The 16801-nt window shown below is 53.6% G+C and carries 18 protein-coding genes and 1 pseudogene; 2 read left to right on the forward strand and 17 right to left on the reverse strand.

All coding sequences use genetic code 11. The features are described from left to right. Positions 1-297: 297 nt before the first annotated feature. Positions 298-716, reverse strand: a pseudogene (locus QWV57_RS16890) (phosphomannose isomerase type II C-terminal cupin domain); the annotation flags it as partial. Between the two features lie 138 nt (positions 717-854). Between QWV57_RS16890 and tagU the strand changes: the two are divergent. Further along, positions 855-1796, forward strand: coding sequence for a polyisoprenyl-teichoic acid--peptidoglycan teichoic acid transferase TagU (gene tagU / locus QWV57_RS16895; RefSeq protein ID WP_301100140.1), 942 nt, complete (start codon positions 855-857; stop codon positions 1794-1796). Between the two features lie 65 nt (positions 1797-1861). Here the strand turns inward: tagU and QWV57_RS16900 are convergent, their stop codons facing one another. The 7 genes from QWV57_RS16900 to spoIIID all read right to left on the reverse strand — a co-directional run bounded on the left by QWV57_RS16900 (position 1862) and on the right by spoIIID (position 6751). Further along, entirely contained in the window at positions 1862-2233 is a 372-nt protein-coding gene (locus tag QWV57_RS16900; protein ID WP_301100141.1) for a hypothetical protein, read from the reverse strand. Between the two features lie 140 nt (positions 2234-2373). Further along, positions 2374-2811, reverse strand: a complete 438-nt coding sequence (gene fabZ, locus QWV57_RS16905) for a 3-hydroxyacyl-ACP dehydratase FabZ (protein ID WP_033006707.1) — start codon at positions 2809-2811, stop codon at positions 2374-2376. A gap of 33 nt (positions 2812-2844) precedes the next feature. Next, entirely contained in the window at positions 2845-3186 is a 342-nt protein-coding gene (locus tag QWV57_RS16910; RefSeq protein WP_301100142.1) for a DNA-directed RNA polymerase subunit beta, read from the reverse strand. Between the two features lie 11 nt (positions 3187-3197). Then, positions 3198-4019 carry a flagellar hook-basal body protein gene (locus QWV57_RS16915; RefSeq protein WP_301100143.1) on the reverse strand — a complete coding sequence of 274 codons (822 nt, stop codon included), beginning with the start codon at positions 4017-4019 and terminating at the stop codon, positions 3198-3200. A 21-nt stretch (positions 4020-4040) separates the two neighbouring features. Further along, the gene (locus QWV57_RS16920; RefSeq protein ID WP_301100144.1) at positions 4041-4871 is read right to left on the reverse strand and encodes a flagellar hook-basal body protein; all 831 of its coding nucleotides are present in this window, start codon (positions 4869-4871) and stop codon (positions 4041-4043) included. Positions 4872-5379: 508 nt separating this feature from the next. Beyond that, positions 5380-6381, reverse strand: a complete 1002-nt coding sequence (locus QWV57_RS16925; RefSeq protein WP_301100145.1) for a rod shape-determining protein — start codon at positions 6379-6381, stop codon at positions 5380-5382. Positions 6382-6487: 106 nt separating this feature from the next. Then, complete coding sequence (gene spoIIID, locus QWV57_RS16930; RefSeq protein ID WP_011232801.1) at positions 6488-6751, reverse strand: sporulation transcriptional regulator SpoIIID; 264 nt, start codon at positions 6749-6751, stop codon at positions 6488-6490. Positions 6752-7058: 307 nt separating this feature from the next. On the opposite strand from spoIIID, the gene QWV57_RS16935 reads away from it, so the two are divergent. Next, positions 7059-7568 (forward strand): BsuPI-related putative proteinase inhibitor, encoded by a 510-nt coding sequence (locus tag QWV57_RS16935; RefSeq protein ID WP_301100146.1) that lies wholly within the window; start codon positions 7059-7061, stop codon positions 7566-7568. A gap of 184 nt (positions 7569-7752) precedes the next feature. Here the strand turns inward: QWV57_RS16935 and QWV57_RS16940 are convergent, their stop codons facing one another. The 9 genes from QWV57_RS16940 to QWV57_RS16980 all read right to left on the reverse strand — a co-directional run bounded on the left by QWV57_RS16940 (position 7753) and on the right by QWV57_RS16980 (position 16768). After that, positions 7753-8289, reverse strand: coding sequence for a chromate transporter (locus QWV57_RS16940; protein ID WP_301100147.1), 537 nt, complete (start codon positions 8287-8289; stop codon positions 7753-7755). After that, complete coding sequence (locus tag QWV57_RS16945; RefSeq protein WP_060788591.1) at positions 8286-8867, reverse strand: chromate transporter; 582 nt, start codon at positions 8865-8867, stop codon at positions 8286-8288. The genes QWV57_RS16940 and QWV57_RS16945 overlap by 4 nt, the downstream gene beginning before the upstream one ends. A 24-nt stretch (positions 8868-8891) precedes the next feature. After that, positions 8892-10496, reverse strand: coding sequence for a gamma-glutamyltransferase family protein (locus QWV57_RS16950; protein ID WP_301100148.1), 1605 nt, complete (start codon positions 10494-10496; stop codon positions 8892-8894). A 12-nt stretch (positions 10497-10508) separates the two neighbouring features. Further along, positions 10509-11486: an ABC transporter ATP-binding protein gene (locus QWV57_RS16955; RefSeq protein WP_015376045.1), complete on the reverse strand. Its 978-nt coding sequence runs from the start codon at positions 11484-11486 to the stop codon at positions 10509-10511. Further along, positions 11458-12462 (reverse strand): ABC transporter ATP-binding protein, encoded by a 1005-nt coding sequence (locus QWV57_RS16960; protein WP_301100149.1) that lies wholly within the window; start codon positions 12460-12462, stop codon positions 11458-11460. The genes QWV57_RS16955 and QWV57_RS16960 overlap by 29 nt, the downstream gene beginning before the upstream one ends. An 8-nt stretch (positions 12463-12470) precedes the next feature. After that, the gene (locus tag QWV57_RS16965) at positions 12471-14030 is read right to left on the reverse strand and encodes a glutathione ABC transporter substrate-binding protein (protein ID WP_015376047.1); all 1560 of its coding nucleotides are present in this window, start codon (positions 14028-14030) and stop codon (positions 12471-12473) included. Positions 14031-14070: 40 nt separating this feature from the next. Then, complete coding sequence (locus QWV57_RS16970) at positions 14071-14973, reverse strand: ABC transporter permease (protein WP_015376048.1); 903 nt, start codon at positions 14971-14973, stop codon at positions 14071-14073. A 27-nt stretch (positions 14974-15000) separates the two neighbouring features. Continuing rightward, positions 15001-15942, reverse strand: a complete 942-nt coding sequence (nikB, locus tag QWV57_RS16975) for a nickel ABC transporter permease (RefSeq protein WP_129447238.1) — start codon at positions 15940-15942, stop codon at positions 15001-15003. 376 nt (positions 15943-16318) lie between these two features. Next, positions 16319-16768: an Lrp/AsnC family transcriptional regulator gene (locus tag QWV57_RS16980; protein ID WP_015376050.1), complete on the reverse strand. Its 450-nt coding sequence runs from the start codon at positions 16766-16768 to the stop codon at positions 16319-16321. Positions 16769-16801 lie beyond the last annotated feature (33 nt).

Here is a 16801-nt window from a genome sequence, read left to right on the forward strand (position 1 = left end):
CCCTTTTGAAATGCTCTCCCACCTACACAAAGATGCAGGTGAGGTGGGAGAGGTTCAAACATGCCAATCCACAAGGCTTGTAACCACCCCATCTCCGTACGTCCCGCATTTTGTCTATCTTACAATGAAAACCAGGCAAAGTACTTCATCTGCCAAAAAATTGGTAAAAATTAACTCAGGAATAAGCAGGAGGCACTCCGACTATGTTTCTCCAAAGGCAGACAGTAGAGAAGAAGCGAAGTAGACAACTAAAACCATAAAAAAGACACTGCTAGAAGAAATACATTCCCCCAGCAATCAAAATCCGCTATTTACCACAGAGAAGCAATTTGCTTCTACTTCTTCCCGCGTCATATAAATACGAACAATATCATCCTCAATTAACTGTGTTCCTGTTTGCTCCTCAATAAATTCTAAATCCGTAATCGCTTTAATCCCATATTTTGCGCCAACAGGGATTTCAAGCACATCACCTGGCTTAACGCGGCGGATTTCCCCATTTAAGGCAAATTCCCCTTTAATAATGGTCCACACTTCACTTCGGTGATAATGCATTTGATAGCTTAAGTTTTTTCCCTGCGGCAACGCCGATCCGTTTTGTTAATACTTCTGGTCCATCTTCAAACCTTGTATAATCTAATACCCGATACTAACCCCAGCGGCGTTCTTCATTACATTGGATGTTGCTCAAAATCATTTACTAACCTCTTTAATTTTTGGACTTTTCGTATTCCTTGCAGATGACGTTGTACGTTGCCTGCAGACGGAACGGGCCCTGTTGTCTTCTCTTGGAAAACGATCTATAATCTAAATGATGTACACGAAAATTTCTAAATGAAAAAGGAAGAGTGCCCATGAGAGCAAAACGTCGGAAAAAGAAGAAAACATGGCTCCGCTGGGTGACGGGATTGCTCGTCGTGTTATTCGCTGGAGCAGGAATATTCGCCTACTCCATTTATCATCATGTGAAACAGACGGCAAACCAAATGCATGAGGACGTCAACTGGAAGTCGGAGAAGCGGAAAGAAGACGTTTCGTTTGAACGGAAGACGCCGATTTCGATTTTGTTGATCGGTGTCGATGAACGCAAAGGGGATCGCGGGCGCGCGGATACGCTGATTGTGATGACGGTGAATCCGAATAAGCAGTCGATCGAGATGGTCAGCGTGCCGCGCGACACAAGGACCGAAATCGTTGGAAAAGGGACGGAAGATAAAATCAACCACTCGTACGCCTTTGGCGGAGTGGAGATGACAATGGCGACGGTCGAGCATTTCTTGGATATTCCAATTGACTATTACATTAAAGTCAACATGGAAAGCTTCCGCGACATCGTCGATGCGGTCGGCGGGGTGACGGTGAACAACCCATTCGCGTTTACGTATGAAGGGACGCACTTTCCGAAAGGCGAGATTACGTTAAACGGCGATGAAGCGTTGAAATATTCGCGCATGCGGAAAGAGGACCCGCGCGGCGATTTCGGGCGTCAGGACCGGCAAAAGCAGATCATTCAAGCGATTATTGAGAAAGGCGCCAGCTTCTCGTCGCTTGCGAATTACAGCGACGTGCTCACGGCGATCGGGAAAAACGTGAAAACAAACTTGACATTTGAGGAAATGAAAGACATTCAGGCGAATTACAAAGACGCCCGCAAGCACATTAAGCAACTGCATATTACGGGACAAGGGACGAAAATCAATGGCATTTACTACTTGATCGTGCCTGAGGACGAACGGCTGGCGATTTCGAATGAGTTGAAAGAGCATCTCGAGCTGAAGGCGACGGCAGCGAAGTAAACAATAACGAGGATGCCCCAAAGGGCGTTTTTTTGCACCAACCCTTTGGGAATCCTCGTTTTGCACTATTCATCCTTATTATCTTTGTCATTCGCATCTTTCGGATCTTCGATCGGGTCTTCGCGGTCCGGAACCGTATCGCGCTCATCGTCGCCCGGTCCGTTGTTCGTGTCGTCTCCCGGCGGGAGTTGATTGTTTTGGTTGTCGTTCAAATCGGTATCGCGGTTGTCTGGGATGCCGTCATTGTCTTTGTCGTTGTCGACGTCATCGTTTTGGTTGATGTCATCGGCCGGGTTCATGTCTTGGTCGTTGACATCGTTTTGATTGTTGTTCGGCGGCGGCGGATTGTTGTTGTCGCGGTTCATATTGCATCCCGCCGCTAAAAAGAGGGCGACAAGAGCGCTGAACAGCCGGATCAGCAACGCTTTTTTCTTCATCCTATCTGCTCCTTTCTGTTATTGTGGTGACCTTATGTAAGGCCGGTCCTTGTTTATCTTTCCCAGAAAGAAACTTTTCATTCGTTCGCTATATAGCGCAGCCGACAAAAAAACGCGCTCCCCGAAGGAACGCGTTTTGTTCAGTCGGCTCGTTTGTCGCCAAGAGCGAACATCAACTCCGTTTCGCAGACAAGCTCGCCGGCGACGGTGGCGATGCCTTTGCCTTTGCCGATGGCGCCGCGGGCGCGGAGGATTTCGACTTCCAAGCGGAGCTGGTCGCCCGGCTTGACTTGCTTTTTAAAACGGCAGTTGTCGATGCCGGCGAAAAAGGCGAGGCGGCCGCGGTTTTCCTCACTTTGCAGGAGGACGACGGCGCCGACTTGGGCGAGCGCTTCGACGATCAACACGCCGGGCATGACCGGGTATTCGGGGAAGTGGCCGGCGAAAAACGATTCGTTGGCGCTGACGTTTTTGATGCCGACGGCGCGCTTGCCTTCTTCGATTTCCAGAATGCGGTCAACAAGCAAAAACGGATAGCGGTGCGGGATGATGGACTGGATTTGCTGGATGTCAAGCATGGGCAAACTCCTTTCTCTTCTTGGGCGGCTTCATCAGCCGCGATCCGTTCCTTTCTCGACGATATCGACGATGTGCTTCCACGTGGACGGGCGGAATACATCGAGCGGCTTCCCATCGCCGATGGCGCTGTAGCCAACGACCGCGCCGGCGGCGAGGCTTATGGCCATCAACGCGGCGACGATGATGAGCCGAAGCCAAATCGGGATGAGCCGGGTGCGCGCGAACCGGCGCGGCGCAGCCGCTTCCCCTTCAGCCGAAAGAGCTTGGGCTTCCGGTTCGGCGGAAGCCGGCGGGCTCTTTCTTACTCGTCCTTTCCGCCTTGCCATCCGGGAAGACGGCGAGCTCATAGGTTCTTGATGCCTCTCGTCACTCATCGCGATCCTCCTTATGAGGAGCGCATGCCGTTAATCAGCCCGAGCATTTGTTCGGAGATGGAAATGGCGCGGGCGTTCAGCTGATACGCTCGGCTTGTCGCCATTAGGCCGACCATTTCTTCGCCAAGGTCGACGTTCGACTGTTCCAAGACGCCTTGCTTGACGCCGATTTGGCCGCGCAAGTTGCCGTTCAGTTCTTCGGCCGCGCCTGGGACGTTGGGAAGCGCATAGACATTGCCGCCGCGGGCTTCCAGAAGCTGCGGACGGCGGATCACGGTGACGCCCAAATTGACGCGGGCGACGACGCGGCCGTCGGCATTGGTTGCCGTCAACGTCCCAGTCGGGGACATCTGCACGTCATGCGCATCGGCGGGAAGCACAATCGGCGCGTTCCTTTCATCAAGCACAAACAGGCCGTCGCTTGTTGTCAAAGCAAGCTCGCCGTTCATGGGCGCAAGCGAAAAGTTGCCGGCGCGGGTGTAGCCGATCGTTTCCGCGCCGTTTTGATCGGCCAGACGGACGCGGAACCATTGGTTTTCGGCCGTCAAGGCAAAATCCAAGCGGCGGCCGGTTTCCACCAGCGCGCCTTGCTTGGTGATGAGCATCGTCGAAGCGAGACGCGCCCCGTTGCCGTAACGCACGCCAGGCGGCGTTTGGCGCGGCGCTTCGTCGTTCGGCAGGCGGTCGATTTGTTGGGTCAAGAGCTCGGCAAAGCTCGCTTCGCGCCGTTTAAAGCCGACGGTGTTGCTGTTGGCGATGTTATGGCTGATCGTATCGAGCCGCTCTTGCAAAGCGTTCATCGTGTTGGCGGCGGTGAGCATCGAACGAAGCACGGGCTTGTCCTCCTTTTGTCATCATTTCAGGCGGCCGACTTCATTGACGGCCTTGTCCAAGCTGCGGTCGTACGCTTGGATGATTTTTTGGTTTGCTTCAAACGTTCGGTAAGCCGCGAGCAAATCGGTCATCGTCCGCTCAACGTCCACGTTCGACCGCTCGAGAAAACGCTGTTTCACCGTATACGTCACATTGCCGGGCGCCTGCGGCAACGACCCTGTCGTGCTGCGGAATAAGCCGTTTCCTTCCTTCACCAACGTTTGCGGATTGGCGGCGAATGCAACGCCGAGACGGGTGGCCGTCCCATTCTCATCGATGATCGTTCCATCGTCGCGGACCGAGAACCGCTCGCTTGAGAGCGGAATGCGCTCGCCATTGGCATTAAGCACATACCAACCCTCTTGCGTCGTCAAGTAGCCGTCCGGGCTCACGGTGAAATGGCCGTTGCGCGTGTACCGGATGTCGCCTTGGCCGTTTTCGACGGCAAACAAGAGCGCCCCGCGCTGCCCGCTTGCCGGGTCGACCGGGACTTGTCCATCGACTAAGGCTACATCAGTGGAGAGACCGGTTTCTTTAATATCCCCTTGGCGGAAGTTCGGGATGAGTTCTTGCATATAGACGCCCGTAACGAGCGGCCCAATGACGGTTTGCGTCGGGATGGCGCGCCTTGAGGCGGTCGGGATCGGTTGATCCTCGAGGCGGCTCATCAACAGTTCCGGAAACGCTCTCATCGCGGCCGCATCGGCTTTGTATCCCGGCGTTTCGGCGTTCGCCAAATTGTTCGTCAACCAATCCACGCGCCGCTCTTGCGCCAACATGCCGCTCGCGGCGGTGTACAACCCTCTCAACATGACTAGCACCTCGCTTGTCCGATCGATCAGAAAAAGCCGCGGCCGCTCTTTGGGCAGCGGCAGATGGGGTGTTCCCTATGGTCAAGCGGGCGGCGCGTTGCCCTGCCGCTCCGCTCCTTTCCATTCCATACTTTCATTATAAGCGGGCAAAGGCAGCCGCGGCATCCCCCGCCATTCCTTTTTTGCCCGCCTCGCTTGTCCCGGCGGCGGTTGTATCCATTTTTCACGCCATGAGAAAAACGTCCTTCCAAAGCGGTCTGCGCCTGAATGACGCAAAAGGTTGACTCTATAAGGTTGATCCAGATGAACCATCTCTTGGCCAAAGGGCATGACGGCTTTGTGACATACTCCCACCACCTACGCTTCGCTTAGAGGTGGGGGCTTCTCGGGTAATCCCATCTCATGATGGGAAGTTGACCGAGCGATCCCCGTGTGTCCCACGGTTTTACTAAAATTCACTTTCGACTTTCACTTCGTTTAGAAGTGGGAGACTTCTTTCGGAAAGATGTTAAATCAATTGCGATTTCGGCGCGCGGTCGATGTTCTCAAGCATCAGCCCGGTGCCAAGGGCGACGCAGTCCATCGGATTCTCCGCGACGAACACCGGAAGCTTCAGCTCTTCTGACAGCAATAAATCGATGCCATGAAGCAATGCGCCGCCGCCCGTTAAAATGACGCCGCGGTCGATAATATCCGCCGACAATTCCGGCGGGGTGCGCTCGAGCACGCTTTTGGCAGCTTGTACAATCAACGACACCGGCTCGCGAAGCGCCCGTTCGATCTCCTCCGATCGAACGGTGATCGTGCGCGGCAGTCCGGTGACGAGATCGCGGCCGCGGACGTCGATTTCTTCGGACCGTGCGCCTGGGAATACCGTTGCGACCTTAATCTTGATTTCCTCGGCCGTTCGCTCCCCAATGAGCAGCTTATATTCGCGCTTGATGTAGTTTAAAATCTCCATATCAAACTTGTCCCCGGCCATTTTAATGGAAGAGGCGGTGACGATGTCTCCCATCGAGAGAACCGCGACGTCAGTCGTGCCACCGCCAATATCAACGACCATGTTTCCGCACGGCTGAAAAATGTCCATTCCGGCGCCAATGGCTGCGACTTTCGGCTCTTCCTCCAAGTACACTTTTTTGCCGCCGCTTTTTTCCGCTGCCTCTTTGATCGCTTTCCGTTCCACGGATGTTGTGTTCGTCGGGCAACAAATCAAAATGCGCGGTTTGGCGAAAAAGCCTTTTAGGTCGAGCTTGCTTAAGAAATGCTTCAGCATGGCTTCGGTAATGTCAAAATCCGCGATGACGCCGTCTTTGAGCGGCCGAATGGCAACAATATTCCCAGGAGTACGTCCGACCATTCGTCGTGCTTCTTCGCCGACTGCCAGCACTTTGTTCGTGTGTTTATCGATCGCCACGACGGACGGCTCATTGAGCACGATGCCTTTGCCTTTGACGAAAATGAGGACGTTCGCCGTGCCTAGGTCAATGCCGATGTCTCGTGAAAACATATGACTTGCTCCTCCTTGCCTCTGCCCTAAAATCATTCCTAATTGTTTATTCTACCATATTTGCCTCCCGGAATGATACTGCAAACGGCAGATGGCAAGGAAAAAGTCAGTTGTTTTTCACCGTCTGCTTTTTATACTTTTTCTTCGTTGCTTCCCCGCCGCGCAAATGGCGGATCGATTTATGGTAATCGAGAATTTGTTTGACTTCTTGGGCCAGCTCCGGGTTGATTTCCGGCAGCCGCTCGGTCAAGTCTTTATGCACGGTGCTTTTGGATACGCCAAATTCTTTCGCAATGACGCGAACGGTTTTCCTCGTCTCCACGATATACTTGCCAATCTTGATCGTACGCTCTTTGATGTAATCGTGCACACCACTCGCCCTCCCTAAGTTGGATGTGAGAAGTGAGAAGTGTGAAATGAGACTCGTCTTGCCACTGATGAGCGCCGCTTTCGTTGGATGTCTTAGAAGCGTCTTCATCGCGTCGCTTGCCGGTTGTGAACGATCCCCACCTCAACCACTCTCATTGCTGTTCAATTTGTAACATTTTATTAGACAAATCGGGCATATATACCAGAAATATCAAGGCGGACAACGGTTTTTTCACAATTTTTTTGCGGTTTGTAACGGAGAGAAAATGGGAAACGACTATAATAGAAAAGTCAAAGGAGGAGCGAGAATGGGAAACGGAAAGACGATCGGCATCATTGCGGCGCTCGTGGGAGCAGCAGCGGCGAGTGCGTTGTTCATGTACACAAACAGCAGTGATCAACCGCAGGCGAAAGACGATTTGCTTGGCCCCGCTCCGGCCGGCAAACCAGCGCCCGCGGGCGGAAAAGGCATCATCGCCGGGACGCTGGAGCCGTCGCTCACGTACGAAAGGCAAAACGATGCTTACGTGTTTACCTTTACGGTCAAAAACCAAACCGAACGCGTGCAAACAGTGACGTTTACGAGCTCGAAAAAGTATGACTACGTTTTATACCGCGATGGACAAAAGGTGAAGCAGTTCAGCGAAGGGAAGATGTTTGCGCAAATTTATGAGGAACGGACGTTAAAACAAGGAGAAGAGCTGTCGTTTCAGGAAACGTTCCGCGGTCTAGAGCCGGGGACGTATACGCTTGAGTGGTGGCTCGCTGATCCAAACTGGCCGAACGCGCGGGCGAAGGTGACGTTTACGGTGCAATGAGGCTTCGGGCGAACAGGAGCCGCCGCATGTGGGTATGCCAAAACGCCGCTCGTGCCGCATCAGCCAACAGCCCGGTCGGGAAAGGGCGCCCATTCGCCTGTCAACGGAAACAATGGCGAAAAGAGGGATGCTTCCGTCACTGTGAGGAAGCATCCCTTCTTTCTTTTTTAGCCATAGAGACCATTCATGGCGATAGAAACACCGCCCCATACACAAGCGCCAAGACGATGACGTACGCTGGGTGGATGCGCCATTTGCCCAGCAGCAAAAAAGCGCTCGCGGCGGTGAGAAACGCCGTTTGGCCGAGCCCGGCCCCTTCGTACGATTCGCGGAAAAGGTCGATCGCCATAATCCCGAGCATCACGGCGATCGCTGGGCGGATGTAGGCGGTGAGCCGCTTCACTTGCGGCGCGTCTTTCCATTTGTACAAGAGCCCAAGCAGCGCCAACAGCAAAACGAGCGACGGAGCGACGCTGGCAAACACTCCGATGGCAGCGCCAAGGACGCCGGCTTGTTCGTATCCGATATAACCTGCCATTTTCGTCGCAATGGGGCCGGGAAGAGAGTTGCCAAGCGCCAGCACCTCGCTGAATTCGTTGACCGTCATCCAGCCGTAGCGGTCAACGACCTCGTGCTCGATGAGTGGGATGGAAGCCGGGCCGCCGCCGTAGCCGAGAATGCCGGGCCAAAAAAAGGCGAGAAACAGCTGCCAGTAGATCATGACGACGCCCTCCTTTCTCCGCCTTTGTCTCTATCCACCGCCTTCGGCTTGCTTCGGCCGACAAACGCGGCCGCAAGCAACACTGCGACCACAAGCGCCGGATGAAGGCCGAGCCACTGCAAGGCCAAAAAGCAGGCAAGAAGGAGCAGGGCGGCCGGCCGCCAGCCGAGGGCGGCGCGCGCCTGTTTGGCGAACTGCCACGTCATCTCGGCAAGCATGACGGCCACGACCGGCACGACCGCTTTGGTCATCCCAGCGACCCATGGTGTGTCTTTAAACGAGGATAAGGCGGCCAACAGCACGATCATCAACACGACCGTCGGGGCCGTCGTCGCCAACACGGCGTTCACTAAACCGAGCGCGCCGCCGACACGGTAGCCGATATAGCCAGCGAGCTTCGTCGCGATCGGGCCGGGCAAGGCGTTGGCAATGGCGAGAATTTCCGCAAACTCTTCATCGGTCATCCACCGGTATTTTGTCACCACTTCGGCGCGCACGAGCGGGATCGAGGACGGCCCGCCCCCGTACCCGAGCATGCCGACGCGGAAAAACGCGAGAAACAAATGCCATTGGTTCATGTATGTCATTCCCTTACCGTTGGTTTACCAAGCGGCGACCGCGCCGTCCGTGCGCGGCTCCGTCCCGGCGGCGAGCACGCCGGTGTGCGGATCGCGCCAAATGATTTGCCCGCGGCCGAACGGACCGCCATCAAGTGCGACGCGGATGTCATGCCCTTTGCGGGCGAGCGCTTCGGCGATATGGCGCGGGAAGTGGGGCTCCACCAACACCGTTTTTCCTTCCACCCACTGCCAACGTGGCGCATCGAGCGCCGCTTGCGGGTTCAAGTCAAAATCGACCGTGTTCATGATCACTTGCAGATGCCCTTGCGGCTGCATAAATCCCCCCATGACGCCGAACGGACCGACCGGCGCACCCCCTTTGGTCAAAAAGCCAGGGATGATCGTATGATACGGCTTTTTCCGCGGCGCCAGCCCGTTCGGATGGCGTTCATCGAAGACAAAGTTATGGCCGCGGTTGTGCAGGGCGATGCCGGTGCCTGGGACGACGAGGCCCGAGCCAAAGCCCATGTAGTTGCTTTGAATATAGGACACCATATTCCCTTCGCCGTCGGCGGCGGCCAAATAGACCGTTCCGCCTTTTGGCGGCGTCCCCGGCTCCGGCGTCAGCGCCTCCTCGCCGATTTGCGCCCGGCGCGCGGCGGCAAACGACTCCGACAACAGCTCGTCTGGGCTGCAGCTCATATAGCGGCAGTCGGCGATGTACGCTTTCCCATCGGCAAAGGCCAGCTTCATCGCCTCGATTTGCCGGTGGTGCGTCTCGACATCCGGGACGCTCGGCACGTCAAACCCGTTCATGATGTTTAACGCCATTAAAGCCACAAGCCCTTGACCGTTCGGCGGAATTTCCCACACCTCATAGCCGCGGTAGGAGACGGAGATCGGCTCGACCCATTCCGGTTCGTACTCGGCGAGGTCGTCCGCCGCCAAAAAGCCGCCGTATTGCTTCGAGAAGGCCGCGATTTTTTCCGCCAGCTCGCCGCGGTAAAAGCTTTCCGCTTCCGTTTCGGCAATGGAGCGCAGCGTCGCCGCATGGTCCGGCGAGGCCCACACTTCGCCGATCTTCGGCGCGCGGCCGCCCGGCGCAAACGTCGCAAACCACGAGGCGAACTCCGGCCCGTTCAGCGCTTCTTTGTACACCCGATAAGCGTTCGCCCAGTATTTGCCCAGCACCGGCGATACTGGGTAGCCGTTTTCCGCATAGGCGATCGCCGGAGCGAGCGTTTCGGCAAGCGGCAGGCGGCCAAAGCGCTTGGACAGCGCCGCCCACGCCGCCGGCGCGCCCGGCACCGTCACCGGGGCGAATCCGTATTTCGGCATCTCGGTATAGCCGCGTTCTTTCAACGCTTCGATCGAAATCGCTTTTGGCGCATAACCGCTCGCATTCAGGCCGTACAGTTTCCCATTCGTCCAGACGAGAGCGAACGCATCGCCGCCGATGCCGTTCGATGTCGGCTCCACGACTGTCAGACAGGCGGCGGCGGCAATGGCGGCATCGATGGCATTGCCGCCTTTTTTCAACACATCAAGCCCCGCCTGCGCCGCGAGCGGCTGCGACGTTGCGACGACGCCGTTTTTCGCAAACACCGTCGTCCGCTGCGATGGGTATGGGTGGTATAGGTAGTCCATGGCAACCCCTCCTCACTTCACTTCATGGCAAGCGACGAAATGGCCTGGAGCCGCTTCTTTCCACTCCGGTCGCTCTTGTTTGCATCGTTCGGTCGCCACCGGGCAGCGCGTATGGAACGGGCATCCTTTTGGCGGGTTGGCCGGGTTCGGCAAATCCCCTTCAAGACGAATGCGCTCCCGCCTAGCGCCCGGCTTCGGCCGCGGAATGGCAGACAATAACGCTTTCGTATATGGGTGCAGCGGATTGGCGTACAGCTCCCGCGACGGAGCCAGCTCCACTGCATGGCCTAAATACATGACAAGCACCCGGTTGCAAAAATGACGAACGACCCCTAAATCGTGGGAAATAAACAAATACGTCAGTTCATGTTTTTCTTGGATGTCTTTTAACAGTTTAATGATTTGCGCTTGAACCGATACGTCCAACGCAGAGACCGCCTCATCGCAAATAACGAGCGACGGGTTTAAGGCGATCGCTCGGGCGATGCCGATCCGCTGTCGCTGCCCGCCGCTGAATTCATGCGGGTATCGGTCGTAATGTTCTGGGCGAAGCCCGACTTCTTGAAGCAAATGCAATACCCGCTCTTCGCGTTCGGCCTTTGTCATGTTCGTATGGATGATAAACGCTTCCTCCAAGGCATGTCCGATGCGTTGGCGAGGGTTGAGCGACGCGTACGGATCTTGAAACACCATCTGCATCTCTTTTTTCCATTTTTTGCGTTGCCGTTCCGGCAAGCGGCTGATCTCCTCACCCCGAAAGAAGATGGCGCCACCCGTCGCCTCTTCAAGGCCGAGAATCGTCCGACCGAGCGTCGATTTTCCGCATCCCGATTCACCGACGATGCCGACGCTTTCCCCAGCAAACACATCGAGAGAGACGTTTTCGACCGCTTTGACATAGCCTTGGATACGCCGCAGCAGTCCCCCTCTGATTGGGTAATATTTTTTGACGTTTTCCAGTTTAAGAAGTGGCTGCTTGGACTGGCTCATGGCTGTGGGCTCCCTCCTCTAGCCAGCAACGGACAGAATGGCTGGCGCTGATCGTTTTCTCTGGCGGCGGCGCCGTGCGGCATTGGTCGGTCGCAAACGGACAGCGCGGGTGGAAGCGGCAACCGTCAATTCGTTCGTGCAAGCTCGGTAGCGTCCCCGGAATCGGTTCAAGCGAATACTCCTCATCATCCACGCTTGGCACGGATTTCAACAACCCTTTTGTGTACGGATGGCGCGGGTTGGCGAAAATACTTTCGACATCGCCTTCTTCCACTTTCTCACCAGCATACATGACCATCACTCGATCCGCCATTTCCGCGACTACGCCCATGTCATGAGTGATCAAAATGACGGCCATATTCAATTTTTGTTTCAACTCATTGATCAAATCCAAAATTTGTGCCTGAATGGTCACATCCAAAGCAGTTGTCGGTTCATCCGCAATGAGCAAGCTCGGATGACAGGCAAGCGCCATGGCGATCATGACACGTTGCCTCATCCCGCCGCTCAACTCATGCGGGTATTGTTTCATTCGCTTTTCCGGAAACGGGATGCCGACTTGCTTGAGCAGTTCAATGCTTCGTTCGTGCGCTTCCCGTTTCGACAGTTTTTGATGAAGCATCAATGGCTCACGAAGTTGATAACCAACTGTAAACACAGGGTTGAGCGCCGTCATTGGTTCTTGGAAAATCATTGAGATTTCATTGCCGCGGATGCGGCGCATCTCTTCTTTCGACAATTTCACCAAGTCGCGTCCTGCAAACTCAATCGATCCGCTCTCAATCTTCCCGTTGTTGGGAAGCAACCCCATAATCGACAGCGAGGTGATGCTTTTCCCGCACCCTGATTCGCCGACAATGCAGAGTGTTTCTCCTTTGCGGACGGAAAAAGAAACCCCCCGCACGGCGGAGATTTTTCCCTCCGCCGTGCTGAAGGTCGTGACAAGGTTCTCGACACGCAACAATGTTTCAGCCATGCTATCCCCTACTCTCTATGAACGTGATAGAGCGACCATTGTCCTGTCGGATCGATCTCCAATCCTTTCACCGATTGATCAACAGCCGCCGTCACGACGCCATGGTTCATGACAACAACGGCAGCATCTTTCAACAAGAATTCATTCGCTTTTTTCAACTTTTGTTTCCGCACTTCTGGATCGATCGTCGTACGTGATTCTTCGACAAGTTTGTCAAAGGTTGGGTTGCTGTAGAATGTACGGTTCGATACACCTGCGTTTTTTGAATGGAAGTTTGGATAGAACAGCTCGCTGCCATCTGCCGTACTATTGGTCCACCCAAGGAATGTGATATCGTATTTTCCTTGCTTTGTCGCGTCAAGGAAGGTTCCCCATTCCATCGATTCAATTTCAGCGTTAATGCCGACTTCTTTCAATTGCGCTTGGACGATCTCAGCCATTTTCATATAGCTTGCTGTGTTGGCGACGAGAATTGTAATTTTTGTGCCTTTATATCCGTGTTTCTCGATTAATTGTTTTGCTTTTTCCGGATCGTAGCTGTAAGCGACGTTTTCCGACGCTTCATCATAGCCGAACACTTTCGGACCGATGACGCTGTTTGATTTCACCCCAAGCCCTTTCAGCTGCTGGATATACTCATCTTTGTTGATCGCATAGGAAACCGCTTGACGGAAGGCAAGCTCGTTCATCGGTTTCTTTTTCATATTAAAGCCTAAATAGTAGACTGGTGTGCCTTCCTTTTTGATCAGCTGAACATTTTTCATCGATTCGACGCGGGACAACTGTTCAGCCGGGATATTGTCGATAAATTGCACATCGCCCGTTTGCAGCATCGAAATCGCCGTCGTCACTTCCGGAACAACTTTGAACGTCACTTTTTCCAACTTCGGCGCCCCTTGCCAATAGTCATCGTTTTTCTCTAATGTCACATGGTCGCCCGGCACCCATTCAACAAATTTAAACGGGCCAGTGCCGACCGGCTGTTTCATTAAATCTTGTTTTTGATCAGCCGTCGGACTGACAATGGAAGCGTTCGTATGCGACAAGGCCGCCAACATCGGACCATACGGGTATTTCGTTTTGATCACTACCGTGTAATCATCTTTCACTTCCACCGATTCGACCGGTTCAAGAAGCGATGCCCTTGGCGCCGCTGTCTTCGGGTCTCTTAGTTTATCAAACGTATACTTGACCGCTTCCGCATTAAAGTCGGTGCCGTCATGGAATTTAATTCCTTTTTTCAATTTGATGACCCACGTCTTATCATCCGGAGTTTCATACGATTCCGCCAAATGCGGCTTGATTTCCATCGTCTCCGGATCACGGACGAACAACGTTTCATACACTTGCTCGATAACGGCAGACGAGACGGAATCGTTCGTTAGAATCGGCGAAAGGCCAACGACGTCAGATGTCGTCGCATACGTCAATTCCTGGGCGACGGTTCCTTTCCCTTGCGAACTGGACGAGGCGTTGTTAGAAGCGGATTTGCCTCCGCATCCAGCCAGTGCTCCAGAAATGGCAAGCATGAGAACAAGCAAGACGTAAGACCAATACTTCTTTTTCACTGTTCCTTCCCTCCAAAACGGTTTATTTATTTATGTTTGATTAATTGATATCCATGTTCGGATCCAGCGCATCGCGCAATCCGTCGCCAACGACGTTAAAAGCGAAAACGACGAGCATAATCGCGATGCCCGGGACGATCGTCATATGCGGCGACGTCCACATAAACGCTTGTCCGGCGGCAATCATGGCGCCCCACTCCGGCGTCGGCGGCTGAGCGCCGAGCCCCAAATAGCTGAGCGAGGCAGCAGATAAAATGGCCGTTGCCATGCGCATCGTCGCAAACACAATGATCGGCGCCAAACAGTTTGGCAAAATATGCTTGATGATAATGCGGGCGTTGCTTGCCCCGAGCGCTTTCATCGCTAAAATATATTCGCGATTTTTTACTGACAAGACACTGCCACGGACGATGCGGGCGCATGTTGGGATCGACCAAATACTGATGGCGATCGCCACATTCATCAAGCCAGTGCCTAAAATGGCGATGATGAGCATGGCAAGCAAAATGCCCGGAAACGCAAACAGCAAGTCGACAATCCGCATGATCAGTCCGTCGAGTTTTTTATAATACCCTGCCAACAGGCCGAGCGCCACCCCACCGATCAGCCCTAAGCTGACGGAAACGATGCCGACAACGAGGGAAATGCGGGCGCCATAGACGATGCGACTCCAAATATCCCGCCCGTAGTTATCGGTTCCAAGCCAATGTCCATCAGAAAAAACCGGAAGCTCAGCCGCTGACAAATTTTGCTTTATCGGATCATGGGTGGCGAGCCACGGGGCGAAGATGGCCATGAGTACTTGAATAGCGATGATGACAAGCCCCACAACTGCTAACTTGTTTTTCAACAACCGCTTGATCGTGGTGATGTACATTTTTTCTTTCTTGCGTCCAAGGCCGGCTGTGGCATGGCCTGTATTCACCGCTGCACCGGTTTCCATCGATTTTCCCCCCTTTCTATCGTTCTTTTAATCGTAACTAATACGCGGGTCGATAAACGTATAAATAATGTCAACAATCAGGTTGACTAAGACAAACAACGTAGCAACAAGCAAGACGGAGCCTTGCACCATCGGGAAGTCCCGGGCGGCAATGGCTTGCACCATCAGGCGGCCGACGCCGTTAATGGCAAAAACCTGTTCGGTGATGATCGTCCCGCCGAGCAAAAAGCCAAAGTTTAGACCAATAACAGTAATGACTGGAATCATGGCGTTGCGCAAGGCATGCACCCAAATGACCGTCCGCTCTCTTAAGCCTTTGGCCCGTGCTGTCCGAATAAAGTCGGCTCGGATGACCTCGAGCATCGACGAACGGCTCATTCTCGCAATCATTGCTGCTGACCCGGTCCCAAGCGTAATGGCCGGCAGCACCAGCTGCTTCAACCCTTCTGCCGTATAAAATGGCTGATCCAGCCCGCCGACTGGAAGCAACTGCAAGTTGACCGCGAAAATTAAAATGAGTACGGTGCCAAGCCAAAAGTTCGGGATCGAAATGCCTGCCAAAGCAAACGCGGTGCTGGAGACGTCAAACCATGAATTTTGCCGGATGGCAGAAATAATGCCGGCGACAACACCGATGATCACCGCGACGATAATGCTGGCGATGGCTAGCTTAAGCGTGTTCGGAAACCGCGTCATGATCGCGTCCCACACCGGCTGCTTCGTTTGGTACGAATAGCCGAGATCGCCATGAAACAGCCCGTTCATGTAGCGGCCATACTGGACAAGGAATGGGTCGTTAAGCCCTAAATCTTCGCGGATGGCCTCGATGTCTGACTGTGATGCGGTCGGGCCAGCAATGATCGTTGCTGGGTCCCCCGGAGCGATATACATGCTCGTAAAGACGAGGAACGAGATGCCGACCAATAGGAGGATAAGCTGAAAAAATCTTCTGACAATCATCCCTGCCATCATACTCACTCCTTTCCGTTGTTTATATAAAAGAGAATTTTATATTCATTTGTTAATTAAAACCAAATTGATATTTAACAAAGTTAATTTTTATTTCGTTTTTTATGATTATATAGGAATTCGAATCATTTTTCTACATAATTCTCTAAAAAAAAAATTGAATTTTTTGGCTCTTCACCAAAAGTTGTACTTGATTTTTTCTGAACATCCCCTATTTACGCTTGTGAGGGAACATCAGCACTTTTTGCCTATCCTTGTCAGGAAACCGTTGTCAAGTACATGTTGTGGTGAAGAGCCAATTTTTTATTATGAATAAAAAAACGCCCCTTTACGGGACGCTTTTTACCGGGTTTCACGGCCCTGCCAGAGGCGGCCGCTACAACTTCAACCCCGTCCGGCTCTTGAAGCGGCGAAGCAAAATATGGCTTTCGACTCTCGTGATGCCTTCTAACGCATACAGCTCATTGTTGATGAATTTTTCGAGGGCGGCAAAATCTTCAACGAGAACGTGCATATGGAGCGTGCTCGGACCGGTCATTTGGTAGCAGCTCGCCACGTTTGGGTTTTCGGCCAGCTTTTGCGCCACTTCGACCAAATACGCTGGTTCACAGTCGACCTCGAAAAACGCTGAAACTTGCTTGCCGAATTTCTCTGAATTGATGACAACGGTGAACTTTTCAATCACACCGTGCTTGACGAGCTGATTGACCCGCTCGCGGACGGCGACGCGCGAAAGGTTCAGCTTTTTGCCGATGTCGACGTACGACATGCGGCCATCTTCAATCAACAGTTCAAGAATTTTGCGATCGATGTCATCTAGTTTCATCGCCTTGTCACCCCGCCTAGCATCCATTTTTCT

Origin of the sequence: Geobacillus zalihae (genome assembly GCF_030414215.1) — a bacterium.
Lineage (GTDB): Bacteria > Bacillota > Bacilli > Bacillales > Anoxybacillaceae > Geobacillus > Geobacillus zalihae.

Excerpts from the sequence above, each read along its gene's own strand:
- fabZ (WP_033006707.1), bottom strand. The coding sequence starts at position 2,811 with ATGCTTGACATCCAGCAAATCCAGTCCATCATCCCGCACCGCTATCCG.
- QWV57_RS16935 (WP_301100146.1), top strand. The coding sequence starts at position 7,059 with ATGGGAAACGGAAAGACGATCGGCATCATTGCGGCGCTCGTGGGAGCA.
- QWV57_RS16900 (WP_301100141.1), bottom strand. The coding sequence starts at position 2,233 with ATGAAGAAAAAAGCGTTGCTGATCCGGCTGTTCAGCGCTCTTGTCGCC.
- nikB (WP_129447238.1), bottom strand. The coding sequence starts at position 15,942 with ATGGCAGGGATGATTGTCAGAAGATTTTTTCAGCTTATCCTCCTATTG.
- QWV57_RS16920 (WP_301100144.1), bottom strand. The coding sequence starts at position 4,871 with ATGTTGAGAGGGTTGTACACCGCCGCGAGCGGCATGTTGGCGCAAGAG.
- tagU (WP_301100140.1), top strand. The coding sequence starts at position 855 with ATGAGAGCAAAACGTCGGAAAAAGAAGAAAACATGGCTCCGCTGGGTG.
- QWV57_RS16955 (WP_015376045.1), bottom strand. The coding sequence starts at position 11,486 with ATGAGCCAGTCCAAGCAGCCACTTCTTAAACTGGAAAACGTCAAAAAA.
- QWV57_RS16970 (WP_015376048.1), bottom strand. The coding sequence starts at position 14,973 with ATGGAAACCGGTGCAGCGGTGAATACAGGCCATGCCACAGCCGGCCTT.
- QWV57_RS16945 (WP_060788591.1), bottom strand. The coding sequence starts at position 8,867 with ATGAACCAATGGCATTTGTTTCTCGCGTTTTTCCGCGTCGGCATGCTC.
- QWV57_RS16910 (WP_301100142.1), bottom strand. The coding sequence starts at position 3,186 with ATGAGTGACGAGAGGCATCAAGAACCTATGAGCTCGCCGTCTTCCCGG.
- QWV57_RS16950 (WP_301100148.1), bottom strand. The coding sequence starts at position 10,496 with ATGGACTACCTATACCACCCATACCCATCGCAGCGGACGACGGTGTTT.
- QWV57_RS16940 (WP_301100147.1), bottom strand. The coding sequence starts at position 8,289 with ATGATCTACTGGCAGCTGTTTCTCGCCTTTTTTTGGCCCGGCATTCTC.
- QWV57_RS16960 (WP_301100149.1), bottom strand. The coding sequence starts at position 12,462 with ATGGCTGAAACATTGTTGCGTGTCGAGAACCTTGTCACGACCTTCAGC.
- QWV57_RS16980 (WP_015376050.1), bottom strand. The coding sequence starts at position 16,768 with ATGAAACTAGATGACATCGATCGCAAAATTCTTGAACTGTTGATTGAA.
- QWV57_RS16925 (WP_301100145.1), bottom strand. The coding sequence starts at position 6,381 with ATGTTTTCACGAGACATCGGCATTGACCTAGGCACGGCGAACGTCCTC.